The following is a 12,107-nucleotide window of genomic DNA, read 5'->3' on the forward strand; positions in this document are numbered from 1 at the left end:
CTGGTAAGATCGCGATCCCATGCCTAGCTTCTGAGAGCAGCCCGAAAAGGAGCGTCTCATGCTGGATACCACATCACATCCCATTACCGGCCGCTGGCCCGCCAAGCACCCGGACAAGATTCAACTCTATTCCTTTCCAACTCCGAACGGGGTCAAAGCCTCGATCATGCTGGAAGAAACCGGCCTGCCCTATGAACCTCATCTGGTCACTCTTTCGGATTCGGACGTCAAAAGCCCCGAGTTCCTGTCGCTGAACCCAAACAACAAAATCCCGGCCATCATTGACCCCCATGGCCCGGACGGAGAGCCGCTTGGCCTTTTCGAAAGCGGTGCGATCCTAATTTATCTTGCGGAAAAGAGTGGCAAGTTTCTGGGACAGACCAAAGCTGACAAGTACCGCGTGATTCAATGGGTCATGTTCCAGATGGGTGGCGTCGGTCCGATGTTCGGTCAATTGGGCTATTTCCACAAATTCGCAGGCAGCGAGATTGAAGACCCCCGCCCTCGCGAGCGTTACGTGAACGAGGCAAAACGACTGCTGAATGTTCTGAACCAGCAGCTTGAGGGTCAGGACTGGATTGCCGGTGAGTATTCGATTGCCGATATCGCCATCGCGCCATGGCTGCGCGGGCTCGAATTCTACGGCGCACACGACCTTGTCGGCTGGGAAGGCCATTCCAACGTTGTGGCCTATCTTGACCGTTTCCTGGAACGGCCAGCGGTGCAAAAAGGTCTGGTCACACCTGCGCGGGACTGATCGCGTCAGCGATTTTTTCAGCAATCATGATAGTGGGCGCATTGGTGTTACCACCGATCAAGGTAGGCATAACTGATGCGTCCACCACCCGCAGCCCGTCAACCCCATATACCCGGCCTTCAAGATCAACGACGGCCATATCATCGACACCCATCTTGCAGGTTCCCACGGGGTGATAAATCGTGTCCGCCCGGTTGCGAATATCTGCCTCAAGCGCCTGATCGCTACCGTCATGCGCATATAAGCGTTTGGCGCGCCACGGCTCCAGCGGCGACGCCTCAAGAATCGATTCCATGATCCGCGCGCCCCGTTTCAACAGGTCCAGATCGCGATCGTCGCTGAGGTATGCCGGATCGATACGAGGTGGTGCGCCAGCGCGATCTGCAGTCAACCCGACACTGCCCCGGCTGTACGGACGCAGAACACAGACATGGCAAGAAAACCCGTGGTGAAGGTGAATCTTGCGCATGTGATCGTCAACAATCCCAACGACAAAGTGCAGCTGAAGATCCGGCCTGGGAACCGATGGGTCGGACTTGAAGAACGCACCACCTTCGGCAAATGGAGATGCGAATAGGCCCTCTCCGCTACGGCGCCAGTCTAAGCCCGCTTTGGCCAGGTTCCATAACCCACCCGGTGTCAGGCCGATCACATCCTTACGTTTTGATCGATAACTCAGGACATAATCCAGATGATCCTGAAGATTCTGACCAACACCCGGCAAATCATGCAGAACGGGAATACCATGCTGGGCCAATTCGGATTCAGGCCCGATCCCCGACAGCATCAGCAGTTGTGGGGAACCAAATGCGCCCCCGGAAACGATGACTTCCTGACGGGCACGGATTTCAACGATCTTCTTTTTGTGGCGCACCTTTACGCCGGTCGCCCGCTTCTGATCAAAGAAGATTTTCTGGGCCTCAGCACCGGTCAGGATCGTCAGGTTCTGCCGCAGTTTCACATCGCGCAGATAAGCAGCAGCGGCTGAACATCGTTCGCCCTTGTGCGACCCGTCGTGAAACTGTGTCACCTGATACAGGCCTGCCCCTTCTTGCTCTGGCCCGTTGAAATCATTCGTTTCGCGAATTTGTTGCTGGCCGCAGGCTTCAACGAAGGCATGCGAGATGGCGCGAGGCTCGGATTGATCGGCAACCTGCAGGGGACCATCTGCCCCATGCAGGTCATCGGCACCACGCGCATTGCCCTCTGCCCTTCGGAAATAGGGCAACACGCTTTGCCAATCCCACCCCTCGCAACCAAGATCGGCCCATTCGTCGTAGTCGCTGGGATTGCCACGCACATAGAGCATCGCGTTGATCGCCGACGATCCGCCTAGCGCCTTGCCCCGTGGCTGAAATCCTTTGCGCCCGTTCAATTGCGGTTGTGGCACCGTGTGAAAGGCCCAATTGTTCAGCTTGGGCCGCCCCGAGATCATCGCCGCAACAAGGGCCGGAGCCCGGATCAAAAGATCCTCTCCGGCTCCGCCAGCTTCGATCAGGCAAACGCTTGTATCCGGGTGTTCACTAAGACGGGCCGCCATGACACAGCCTGCAGAACCACCACCTACAATGACATAGTCGAATTCCATGGCCGCCTCTCCCGCTGCTGTCTGAAACAACGGTAGAAAGCACGCAGAAATCCGGCAATCAGAACGTAACGTGAGTTACTTTGGCAACTTCCCGGTCAGGACATAGCGCAGCACTTCAACCACCTGCGAAGGTTGCTCAGCCACAGCCAGGGCAGCAGCATCAACCTCTTTCAGCGCATGCTGGTGGTCGGGACTGTGCAGAACGATCAGTGATTTTCCCAAAGCCGCCGCGTATCCCGCATCAAAGGCCGCGTTCCACTGTTTGTATTTCTCACCAAACCGCACGACGACCACATCCGCATCTGAAATCCCCTTTCGGGTACGGATGGCATTGACCATCGCGCCCTTGTGGTCGTGCCAGTACTTGTTCGGCTCGGCACCCAGAATGGCTACACCGCAATCGTCGCTGGCATCGTGATCGGTCACGGCGCTGTTGAAGGTAATATCCAAACCCTGCGCACCATCGATGATCTGTTCGCGCCAGTCGGTGTGGATTTCACCAGAGAGGTATACGTTCAGGCCCATAGCAAACTCCGAATTTGTTTCAGAGCATGCATAGGACACAATGGGCGCTGGCCCAATGCGGAAAGTGTCGGTTCGGGCTTAAATCTTGCGCGCCACCAAAAACCGTCTTGCATCGCGTGCCGGGAAACTGTCGCATTCGACGATTTCGAACCCCGCCCTTTCAACGGCTGCATCCAGCTCTGCTTCGGACAGAAACCGCACAAACGGTGCCTTGCCCAGCAACTGCATGACCGGCAAAGCCAACCGTACAGCTTGAAACCGCAGGTTTATGCCGCGTTGTGGCGGGCAGAAGGTTTTTGAGATGAACAAACCACCCGGCTTCATCACCTCATGAACAGAGGCCAGAGCCGCATTCAGGTCTTCGACCAGATGCAACACATTGAATGCCAGCACCACGTCGTAGGACCAGGAGGGAGGACGGCTTGCATCAGCCTGAACAAAGGCCACGTTTTCGATCTGTTGCTCTGTTGCGTTCTTCTGACCGACCGCCAGCATGCAGGGGGAAACATCGCTGGCGGTAATCGTATCGGCATAGGGGGACAGGCGCAGCGCGGTCATTCCCGTGCCACATCCCAGTTCCAACACGTCGTCGGTTTTCTTGAGATAGGAAGCAGTCCGTTCGAGCGTATGCTCATAGGAATCCATATCCTTTATTGGAGTTCGGGCATATTTTTCAGCCACTCCGTCCCAGAATTTCGCGGCGGTCGTCATGAGGGGGTCTCCTTTGCAGGCAAACTACTCATGCATATACCGAATAAAAATTGCCGAAATTTGCAGAATACTTATACATATTTGTATGAAACAGCTCGGAGACTTTGACTGGAATCACATCCGCGCCTTTCTGGCGACGGCCGAGACCGGGTCGTTTTCTGCAGCCGCCCGTAATTTGGGGCAGACGCAACCAACGCTCAGCCGACAGATCGCAGCGCTCGAGCAAGATCTGGGTGTGATGCTGTTTGAACGTGTAGGGCGCGCGTTAGAGATCACACAGGCCGGAATGGAATTGCTGGAGCATACCCGGTTGATGGGTGATGCAGCGAACCAAATTGCGCTGACCGCTTCGGGGCAGGCACAATCCATCGACGGGCTGGTCCGCATCACCGCAAGCGATGTGATGTCTGCCTATTTCCTGCCAGACCTGTTGCGCGAAGTCCGGGCGCAGGCTCCGCGCCTGAGAATCGACGTGATCGCCTCGAATGACATTCAGGATCTGATGCGCCGTGAGGCAGATATCGCGATCCGTCATGTACGACCGGAACAGCCCGAACTGATCGCTAAACTGGTGCAGGAAGCCTCGGGTCATTTCTATGCCACGACCGAGTATCTGAACCACGCGGGGCGCCCTAAATCCAAGCGCGCCCTGTCACAGCATGAATTCATCAGCTTCGGCAATACGGATCAGATGATTGCCTATCTGAAGCCACTGGGCATTCACCTGAGCGATGAGAACTTTAGGTTGGGATCACAGAACGGAATCGTGGCCTGGGAATACGCCAAGCAGGGTTTTGGCATCGCACCCATGTCTGAGGTTGTTGGCGATGCAACACCCGGCGTCGAACGAGTGATGCCCGGAATGGAGCCCATCAAATTCCCGATCTGGCTGACCACCCACCGCGAGTTACATACCAGCCGCCGCATCCGGTTGGTCTTTGATCTGCTGGCCGACTACCTGTCCAAATAAACGCGCCCGAAGGCGCGTTTAATAAAAGATATGCAGTGGCTTTATCCGCGCAGGACACCGCCAGTTGCCTTTGTGACCTTGGCGATGATTTTCTCGGCAACCGCTTCGATGTCTTTTTCCTTCAGCGTCACATCTGTCGGCTGCAGACGCACGGTGATCGCCAGAGATTTCTTGCCTTCACCCAGGCTGCCACCAATGAACTCATCAAAGACGCGGACGTCTTCGATCAACGCCTTGTCGGCACCAGCAGCGGCATTGACCAGCGTCAGCGCCTCAACGCCTTCGTCGACTACAAAGGCAAAGTCGCGCTCGACCGCTTGCAGGTCGCGCAATTCCAGCGCGGCACGGGTCGCACCGGACTTACGGGGCAAAGGCACCTCATCCGGCCAGATGGTGAAGGCCATTGCCGGGCCTTTGATGTCCATTGCCTGCAGGATGCGCGGGTGCAGTTCACCAAACACGCCCAGTACCTTTTTCGGACCCAGACAGATTTTGCCGTGACGTCCCGGATGCCACCAGGCATCGCCATCACGCAGAATCTGAACCTTCGCGGGCGCACCGATAGCGGCCAGCACAGCCTCGGCATCCGCTTTGGCGTCGAACACATCGACAGGGCGTGACGCCCCGTGCACATCCTTGGGACCATTGCGACCAACCAGCAGGCCGGTGATCTGGGTTTTCTGGTCGCCGGGCTCACCATCATGGAAGACAGGGCCGACCTCGAACAACGCCACGTCCGCATATCCACGCGCCTGATTGCGGGCCGCGGCCTGCAGCAGACCGGGCAGCAGATCGGGGCGCATATGGCTCATCTCGGACGAGATCGGGTTTTCCAGCTGCGTGGCTTCATCCCCGCCACCGAACAGAGCGGCAGAGGCCTGATCAATGAAGGTGTAGGAAACGCACTCATTGTACCCCAGCGCCGCACAGGTTCGCCGCGCCATCGACTGACGGCGTTGAGTCGGTGTCATCACCGGTTTGGGGATGCCATCGGTCACACGCGGCAACGGCTTGCCCTGCAACTTGGTCAGCGACGCAATCCGCGCGACCTCTTCCACCAGATCAGCCTCACCCATGATATCGGGGCGCCAGCTGGGAACGTGAGCCATCTCACCCTCCAGACGGAAGCCCAGACGGGTCAGGGTTTGACGTTGCTCGGCCTCGGGAATGTCCATGCCAACCAGCGACTGCACACGCTCGGCATCCAGCTTGTAGGCTCGTGCGTGGTTCGGTGCTTTGCCCGCTTCGACCACCTTGGATACTTCGCCGCCGCAGATATCCAGGATCATCTGTGTCGCGTGTTCCAGCCCTTCCAGCGTGTACTCAGGGTCCACGCCACGCTCAAAGCGATAGCGCGCGTCCGAGTTGATCTTCAGAGCACGACCGGTCAACGCGATCTGCACGTGATCCCAGAACGCGCTTTCGAGGAAGACGTTCACGGTCTCTTCGGTACAGCCGGTTTCCTCACCACCCATGATACCAGCGATGGATTCGGGACCTTTGTCGTCCGAAATCACCATCATGCCGGGCTGCAGGGAGTATTCCTTCTCATCCAGCGCCACCAGCTTTTCGCCACCCTTGGCGCGGTGCACACGCAGGTTGCCCTGTACCTTGTCAGCATCAAACACGTGCAACGGCCGGTTCTGATCGAAGGTCATGTAGTTGGTGATATCGACCAGAGCCGAGATCGGGCGCAGGCCGATTGCCTTTAGCTGATCCTGCAGCCATTGCGGGCTGGGGCCGTTCTTGACGCCCTTGATCAGGCGACCGGTGAAATGCGGGCAGCCGTCCAACGTGTCTTCATCAATGGTCACCTTGATCGGGCTTTCATAATCACCCGGCACAGGCACATAGTCGCGCTGCTTGAGCGTGCCGATACCGCGCGCTGCAAGGTCGCGGGCAATCCCTTCGACACCCAGTGCATCGGGGCGGTTCGGAGTAATCGCGATCTCAATCATCGGATCGACCTTCGAGGGGTCGTTCTCGGCCAGCCAGTCGACGAACTTGTCACCCACCTCGCCCGAGGGCAGCTCGATGATGCCGTCATGCTCGTCCGACAGCTCCAACTCGCGCTCCGAGGCCATCATGCCAAAGCTTTCGACGCCGCGGATCTTGCCGACGCTGATGGTCAGGTCCAGACCGGGGATGTACATGCCCGGTTTGCAGACGACGACGGTGATCCCTTCGCGCGCATTCGGGGCACCGCAGATGATCTGCAGCTCACCCTCATCGGTATCAACCTTGCAGACGCGCAGTTTGTCAGCATCCGGATGTTTCTCGGCATGCTTCACATAGCCAAGGGTAAAATCCTTCAGCCGGTCCGCCGGGTTCACGATCTCTTCGACCTCAAGCCCGAGATCGGTCAGCGTCTCGGCAATCTCATCTACCGACGCATCTGTGTCGAGGTGGTCTTTCAGCCAGGACAGAGTGAATTTCATTGCACGGGGCCTTTTTTGGCAAACATCCAGTCGGCACAGGCAATGGCAAAGATTGGACCAAGGTGCAAGCGCTGCGCGTCACGGATAGGTCGGGGTGCGGCCCAAAAGCTCATCCAACTGCCAACCGATCCAGCCATGAGGGATGAAATGTCCGCCCGGATGGGTGTCCAGCGTGACCTGCCCTTGCGCGCAATCGGTCCATTCCACGCGGCTGAGTGTCAGAAACGGCCTCACGCTCCAATCGCCGCGCGGGGTCGCACCATTGCAGTTGTACTTTTCCCGCCACAGCGCCACCGGATAGGTCGTGTCGCCACCCGGACCAAAGGGGAAATCCATCACCGTATCATCCGTCCCATGCACATGGCGCACCTGAGCCGGCGCTTGCGGGCAATCCTCGGTCTGGCGGATCGATCCTGCGATGGCGAGCAATGCCGCCGTATCGTTGCCCGACTGACAGACATAGCGCCATGCCATCGCGCCACCGAAAGAATAACCCGAGACATAAATACGCTGTGGATCAATTGGATACCGTTGCGCAACGTCCTCCAGCACGCGATTGGCAAACTCTACATCCCCGGTTTCGGGTGACCAAAAGTTCCAGCTTTTGCCCAATCCGTTCGGTGCCACCAGCAGCACACCCCGCAGTTTCGTCGCGCCTGCAATGCGTTCATGGTTCACGACAACATTACCCTGCCGCGCCCAGCCGTGGAAATGCAGCAACACCGGCAGAGGCGTTTCACCGTCCCAGCCATCGGGTTCCAGCACATGGTATGAGCGGTCACCGACCTCACAGGCGGTCTCGCCATGGCAATCGGATTTCCAAGGCCCCATTGCAAGGGCCGGAGCAGAGGAGAGCAGAAGCAGGCAGAGCAAACGATAAATCATTGGACGGAGCCTAGCTGCCTAACACCACCTGTCACGTCACAACCTCGTGGGGGAGTGTAACAAGCAGCGCCGTCACTAGACGGAGGGATGTCCAGGGCGCGGCTTATCGATTTTGCTCAGCCCCTGCCTTGCGCAGGCAAAACCGATGGTTAGCTCACTTGAAGCGGCCGATTAGCTTTTTGGTCTTCTGCAATTGATTTCGCTGGTCGCGCCAGATTTCATCACGTTTTTTCCAAACGCTGTAATGCGCTGCGCCAAAAACACTGACCGGGCCACACACGATCACCCAATAGATAAACAACACCCAATTAGGCGCAAGTATGGCCACTGCGATAAAGCCTAAGGCAGCTAAAATCTCAATAACGTAACCTTGCCAGCGCGGCATGCTTTCAGTGCGAGTAAGACACCAGTTGTAGCACCAAGCCATTACCGCGCTGAGCTGATACACTTAACGGCTCAAACCACCATGCAGGTTCGGCATATCCAGCGCGGCAAACCCGTAGTGCCGCAGCCAGCGCAGGTCGGAATCAAAGAAAGCTCGCAGATCAGGGATACCGTATTTCAGCATCGCCAGACGGTCGATGCCGATGCCAAAGGCAAAACCCTGATAAACCTCCGGGTCGATGCCACCGGCGGCGATCACTTTGGGGTGGACCATGCCGGACCCCAGAATTTCCATCCAGTCGTCACCCTCGCCGATCTTCAGCTGACCGTTATCCCAGGAACAGCGGATATCGACCTCGGCCGATGGTTCGGTGAAGGGGAAGTGCGAGGCGCGGAAGCGCAACTCGACATCGTCGACCTCAAAGAACGCCTTTACGAATTCTTCCAGAACCCATTTCAGGTTCGCCATCGAGATGTCCTTGTCGATGGCCAGCCCCTCGACCTGATGGAACATCGGCGTGTGGGTCTGGTCATAGTCGGCGCGATACACGCCGCCCGGACAAATCACGCGGATCGGCGCACCCTGCAGCTCCATCGAACGAATCTGGACGGGCGAGGTGTGGGTGCGCAGCACGTGCGGCGGGCGATTGTCGCCCTCGGCACGGTGCATGTAGAACGTGTCCATCTCGGCCCGTGCGGGGTGGTGGCCGGGGATATTCAGGGCGTCGAAGTTATGCCAGTCGGTTTCGATCCGCGGCCCTTCGGCGACGGAGAAACCCAGTTCAGCAAAGATCGCGGTCAGTGCCTCGGTCGCCTGGCTGACCGGGTGGATCGAACCTTGACGGCGCGCGCGTGTCGGTAGGGTGACATCCAACCATTCGGTGCGCAGACGCTCATCCAGCGCAGCATCGGCCAGCGCGGCTTTTTTGGCGGAGAGGGCCGAGTTGATCTCATCCTTCAGGGCATTCAGCGCGGGGCCTGCAACCTGACGCTCTTCGGGCGTCATTTTGCCCAGTTCGCGCATCTTCAGCGCGACCTCGCCCTTTTTACCGACAGCCGCGACGCGGATCGTCTCGAGCGTGTTTTCGTCGCCTGCTTCGGCGATCTGACCCAGATATTTTGCCTTAAGATCGTCCATGACGGTCCCCTGAATGCTGTTGAGGCTCTGCTATCACAGCAGTCCGCGAAAGCAAGAGGGTGGAGCCGCGCAATCAGATTGCGTGTAACACTGCCGCCTGAGGGCCGCACTGCACCGGACGGGTGGTAGTTCCATAGCCGGAGGATTGATCCCAAAGTTCGGGGAAAAGAGCAAAGAGTTCCTGCGCTGCGGCCTGTTCCAGCCCGGAGATCGCCTGCTGCCCCGGATAAAAGCTTTCAGAAATCAGTCCGGACGTTGAAACCAGCTGATGGCGATCAAAGAAGAGGTGCACGTAACGCACAATATCGCAGGGAGCGCGAGTCACGGTTGTTCCGTTGATCAACGATTTGGCGGGAACGAGAATCTCGCCCTCTCCAAACAACAATTGCGCCTGCCAACCAGTGATCAGCAGCCGATGTTGAGGCGATACATAGATATCCCTAGTGGCACCCAGCACGCCTGAGCGGATGCGGACCGGCGCGAAACTCCCCACACCTCTGACGGTGCGCCCGCCGACCCAACGAACAGGACAGGTCCCATCGTCAACGGTTGTCACCGGATCGCCGGGAACCAAAGTTTCAACCCGACGCGGTCCATCGGGCGTATCCACGAGACTACCTGCAGTGAAACAGGGCGCACCGCTGTCACCCGGGGACAAAGGTGCATGTACCAGAGTATCCGGATCAGGTTGATTAAACTGCAGTGTCGTAGTCGTTTGATTAGGTCCGACAAGCACCGGCAAATTGACCGATGTTTCGCCTGCCGCCAGACCATTGACCGCCACGATGTTCTGAGTGCCCCCACCGATGTCATAGAAATCGATGACTTCGCTGGTTGAGGTATTGGTCAGCGCATAAGCTTCGTAATTGTTGGTTCCACCACCGTTCGGATCGGTCAGCAGAATCGGAAAATCATCCGCAGAGATAACATAAACCAGTTCGTTATTGTCCGGATCAACGGTCACTTGAACCAAGGGATGATCCAGTGGAATCTCGATTCCGACCTGCCCATTGGCCTGATAAAAGGAAACCGTAAAATCCGCTGGGTTTTCAGCAGGATTCAGAGAAACCTCGAGAAATTCGGAAACACCCGAACTGGCGGCATAAGCGTTCGAATAGTGAAGTTCGCTGATACGGGCCATGTAATCGCTACACCAAGGGAAACTGGCCCAGATTTATGCCGGAAACAGGGGTTCGTTTCAAGAAACCCTGCAAGAAACTGGCAAACGAGTACTTAAATACAACTGGTCGGTTTAACCGCGATCACGCAATTGATCCGACCAGAACCATTAGCCATTTCAGTAGCTGAAATCAGGATATATCCGCGTCAGATCCTGCTGCCAGTCACCATTGTAGTGATCCAGCAATTCATCGGCAGGGACCTTGCCGGACTCGATGCTTTCCTTCAACGCGTTCAGGAAATGGGTTTCGTCCGGGACAAGTCCACCTGCTCCGGGACGTGTGCGTGCCTTGAGGCCTGCGTCTGCGATCGACACGACCTCACGTGCAAGATCATGCATGCTGATGCCGCCAACTTTCGCCTGCAACCCATCCTTGGCAGCTTCGACGCGCAACGCCTCTCGCGTTTCGGCATCCCAGCCTTTGACCAGATCCCACGCAGCATCCAGAGCGCCCTGATCGTAGGTCAGGCCAACCCAGAATGCGGGCAAAGCACATAGCCGACGCCACGGGCCACCATCGGCACCGCGCATTTCCATGAACTTCTTGATCCGCGCCTCGGGGAAGGCTGTGGTCAGGTGGTCGGCCCAATCGCTGAGGGTCGGTGTCTCACCCGGCAGCGCGGGCAACTTGCCCTGCAGGAAGTCGCGGAAGGACTGGCCAAGCGCGTCAATATACTTGCCATCGCGGTAGACAAAGTACATCGGCACATCCAGGGCGTATTCTACCCAACGCTCGAACCCGAAGCCTTCCTCGAACACAAAAGGCAACATTCCGGTACGTGCATCGTCCAGATGCCGCCAGATATAGCTGCGCCAGCTTTTCTGACCGTTGGGTTTGCCTTCGAAGAACGGAGAGTTGGCAAACAGAGCGGTGGCCACAGGCTGCAATGCCAGCGCAACGCGCAGCTTTTGCACCATATCGGCCTCGGATCCGAAGTCGATATTGACCTGCACGGTGCAGGTCCGGCGCATCATTGCGCGGCCCATGGTGCCGACCTTTTCCATGTAGTCATTCATCAGCACATACCGCCCCTTGGGCATCAGCGGCATATCCTCATGCTTCCAGATCGGTGCGGCCCCGAGGCCGATGAAACCGACCCCGATCTTGTCAGCAATATCCTTCACATCGCGCAGATGCGCGTTCACCTCGTCACAGGTTTCGTGAATCGTCTCAAGCGGGGCACCGGACAGTTCCAGCTGACCACCCGGTTCAAGCGAGACATTGGCCCCGTCCTTTTGCAGACCGATCAGCTTGCCGCCTTCTTCCAGCGGCTCCCATCCGTGCAGATCACGCAGGCCCTGAAGCACCGCCAGAATCGACCGTTCACCTTCATAGGGCAACGGCTTCAGCGTATCCTTGCAATAGCCGAACTTCTCATGCTCGGTGCCAATGCGCCACTCTTCCTTGGGCTTGCAGCCCGATGCCAGATATTCGGCCAGTTGCTCGTGGCGTTCGATCGGACCGCCGCCTGACTGAGGGATGGACATGAACCGTGCTCCGATCCTGATGTGTCTTAACTTAACGGCCAGT

The 12,107-nt window shown here is 57.6% G+C and carries 11 protein-coding genes; 2 read left to right on the forward strand and 9 right to left on the reverse strand.

Annotation, left to right across the window (positions count from 1 at the left end):
* Positions 1-58: 58 nt before the first annotated feature.
* Positions 59-757: a glutathione S-transferase family protein gene (locus ACR0IO_RS10930; protein WP_480741568.1), complete on the forward strand. Its 699-nt coding sequence runs from the start codon at positions 59-61 to the stop codon at positions 755-757.
* Here the strand turns inward: ACR0IO_RS10930 and ACR0IO_RS10935 are convergent.
* The 3 genes from ACR0IO_RS10935 to ACR0IO_RS10945 all read right to left on the reverse strand — a co-directional run bounded on the left by ACR0IO_RS10935 (position 738) and on the right by ACR0IO_RS10945 (position 3,581).
* Positions 738-2,345: a GMC family oxidoreductase gene (locus tag ACR0IO_RS10935; protein ID WP_480741570.1), complete on the reverse strand. Its 1,608-nt coding sequence runs from the start codon at positions 2,343-2,345 to the stop codon at positions 738-740. The two genes, ACR0IO_RS10930 and ACR0IO_RS10935, sit on opposite strands and share 20 nt — an antisense overlap.
* A 75-nt stretch (positions 2,346-2,420) precedes the next feature.
* Positions 2,421-2,870 (reverse strand): YtoQ family protein, encoded by a 450-nt coding sequence (locus ACR0IO_RS10940; RefSeq protein WP_480741572.1) that lies wholly within the window; start codon positions 2,868-2,870, stop codon positions 2,421-2,423.
* Between the two features lie 78 nt (positions 2,871-2,948).
* Positions 2,949-3,581: a class I SAM-dependent methyltransferase gene (locus tag ACR0IO_RS10945; protein WP_480741574.1), complete on the reverse strand. Its 633-nt coding sequence runs from the start codon at positions 3,579-3,581 to the stop codon at positions 2,949-2,951.
* Between the two features lie 85 nt (positions 3,582-3,666).
* Here ACR0IO_RS10945 and ACR0IO_RS10950 point away from each other — a divergent pair, with 85 nt between their 5' ends.
* Positions 3,667-4,551 carry a LysR family transcriptional regulator gene (locus ACR0IO_RS10950; protein WP_480741576.1) on the forward strand — a complete coding sequence of 295 codons (885 nt, stop codon included), beginning with the start codon at positions 3,667-3,669 and terminating at the stop codon, positions 4,549-4,551.
* A 41-nt stretch (positions 4,552-4,592) separates the two neighbouring features.
* On the opposite strand, the gene pheT is transcribed toward ACR0IO_RS10950, so the two are convergent.
* The 6 genes from pheT to ACR0IO_RS10980 form a co-directional block, all read right to left on the reverse strand.
* The gene (gene pheT / locus ACR0IO_RS10955; protein WP_480741577.1) at positions 4,593-6,989 is read right to left on the reverse strand and encodes a phenylalanine--tRNA ligase subunit beta; all 2,397 of its coding nucleotides are present in this window, start codon (positions 6,987-6,989) and stop codon (positions 4,593-4,595) included.
* Positions 6,990-7,067: 78 nt separating this feature from the next.
* The gene (locus tag ACR0IO_RS10960; protein ID WP_480741579.1) at positions 7,068-7,874 is read right to left on the reverse strand and encodes a CE1 family esterase; all 807 of its coding nucleotides are present in this window, start codon (positions 7,872-7,874) and stop codon (positions 7,068-7,070) included.
* A 154-nt stretch (positions 7,875-8,028) separates the two neighbouring features.
* The gene (locus ACR0IO_RS10965) at positions 8,029-8,322 is read right to left on the reverse strand and encodes a hypothetical protein (RefSeq protein WP_480741581.1); all 294 of its coding nucleotides are present in this window, start codon (positions 8,320-8,322) and stop codon (positions 8,029-8,031) included.
* Positions 8,323-9,396: a phenylalanine--tRNA ligase subunit alpha gene (gene pheS / locus ACR0IO_RS10970; protein WP_480741583.1), complete on the reverse strand. Its 1,074-nt coding sequence runs from the start codon at positions 9,394-9,396 to the stop codon at positions 8,323-8,325.
* A gap of 73 nt (positions 9,397-9,469) precedes the next feature.
* On the reverse strand, positions 9,470-10,537 hold the full coding sequence (locus tag ACR0IO_RS10975; RefSeq protein ID WP_480741584.1) for a Hint domain-containing protein: 1,068 nt from the start codon (positions 10,535-10,537) through the stop codon (positions 9,470-9,472).
* 156 nt (positions 10,538-10,693) lie between these two features.
* Positions 10,694-12,064, reverse strand: a complete 1,371-nt coding sequence (locus tag ACR0IO_RS10980; protein WP_480741586.1) for a glutamate--cysteine ligase — start codon at positions 12,062-12,064, stop codon at positions 10,694-10,696.
* Positions 12,065-12,107: the final 43 nt, after the last annotated feature.

The sequence above is a fragment of the Ruegeria sp. CE12 genome, assembly GCF_056537525.1.

Excerpts from the sequence above, each read along its gene's own strand:
- ACR0IO_RS10975 (WP_480741584.1), bottom strand. The coding sequence starts at position 10,537 with ATGGCCCGTATCAGCGAACTTCACTATTCGAACGCTTATGCCGCCAGT.
- ACR0IO_RS10940 (WP_480741572.1), bottom strand. The coding sequence starts at position 2,870 with ATGGGCCTGAACGTATACCTCTCTGGTGAAATCCACACCGACTGGCGC.
- ACR0IO_RS10945 (WP_480741574.1), bottom strand. The coding sequence starts at position 3,581 with ATGACGACCGCCGCGAAATTCTGGGACGGAGTGGCTGAAAAATATGCC.
- ACR0IO_RS10935 (WP_480741570.1), bottom strand. The coding sequence starts at position 2,345 with ATGGAATTCGACTATGTCATTGTAGGTGGTGGTTCTGCAGGCTGTGTC.
- pheS (WP_480741583.1), bottom strand. The coding sequence starts at position 9,396 with ATGGACGATCTTAAGGCAAAATATCTGGGTCAGATCGCCGAAGCAGGC.
- ACR0IO_RS10960 (WP_480741579.1), bottom strand. The coding sequence starts at position 7,874 with ATGATTTATCGTTTGCTCTGCCTGCTTCTGCTCTCCTCTGCTCCGGCC.
- pheT (WP_480741577.1), bottom strand. The coding sequence starts at position 6,989 with ATGAAATTCACTCTGTCCTGGCTGAAAGACCACCTCGACACAGATGCG.
- ACR0IO_RS10980 (WP_480741586.1), bottom strand. The coding sequence starts at position 12,064 with ATGTCCATCCCTCAGTCAGGCGGCGGTCCGATCGAACGCCACGAGCAA.
- ACR0IO_RS10950 (WP_480741576.1), top strand. The coding sequence starts at position 3,667 with ATGAAACAGCTCGGAGACTTTGACTGGAATCACATCCGCGCCTTTCTG.
- ACR0IO_RS10930 (WP_480741568.1), top strand. The coding sequence starts at position 59 with ATGCTGGATACCACATCACATCCCATTACCGGCCGCTGGCCCGCCAAG.